The sequence below is a fragment of the Rahnella sp. NRRL B-41462 genome (assembly GCF_003263525.1).
GTDB lineage: Bacteria > Pseudomonadota > Gammaproteobacteria > Enterobacterales > Enterobacteriaceae > Rahnella > Rahnella aceris.
Genome location: NZ_JYDF01000206.1, coordinates 1 through 631, shown reverse-complemented (window position 1 = coordinate 631; position 631 = coordinate 1). Strand labels below are relative to the sequence as shown.

Sequence of the window (631 nt, the reverse complement as noted above, 5' to 3'; positions counted from 1 at the left end):
TTTACCGTGGTGGATGCGCCGGAGAAAGCCGATATTGCGCTGATCCGCGCCCATGCCCCGTACGAGCAACCGCATAAAGCCTGGTTCTTTGGCAAGCGCCATCACGAAGGCTCACTGGCCTTTACCGGTGACAACGCGGATTATCAGGCGATCGTGAAAGCCAGCAAAGCAGTGCCGACAATCGTCACCGTTTATCTCGACCGTCCGGCGATCCTGACCAACGTGAAGGACAAAGCGAAAGTGATTATCGGCAATTTCGGTGTCAGCGATACCGTTTTGTTTACGCGCCTGACCAGCACCGAAGCCTATACCGGTAAGCTGCCGTTTGAACTGCCATCGTCTGAAGAAGCCGTGCTCAGACAACAATCCGATATGCCACATGACAGCGAAAATCCGCTGTTTGATATTGGCTTTGGTCTGGCGCGTTAAGCCCTGTTAACCGGTGACCCGCGCCAGCACAAAACCGTCCCAGCCTTTGCTGCCGACGGTTTGCAGCGCGGTCGCTGATAAACGCGGTTCCTGTTCAATCATCTCAATAAAGCGACGCACACCCTGCACCCGGGCGTCGTCGCTGTGCGGATCCACCACCGCGCCGTCCCGCACCACATTATCGCCAATAATTAATGTCCCC

General features: G+C 55.9%; 2 pseudogenes. One reads left to right on the top strand and one right to left on the bottom strand.

Annotated features, from left to right (window positions below):
- Nucleotides 1-429 (top strand): annotated as a pseudogene (locus tag UC14_RS26645) (glycoside hydrolase family 3 protein); the annotation flags it as partial.
- A 6-nt stretch (nt 430-435) separates the two neighbouring features.
- On the opposite strand, the pseudogene UC14_RS26640 reads toward UC14_RS26645, so the two are convergent.
- Nucleotides 436-631 (bottom strand): annotated as a pseudogene (locus UC14_RS26640) (methyltransferase); the annotation flags it as partial.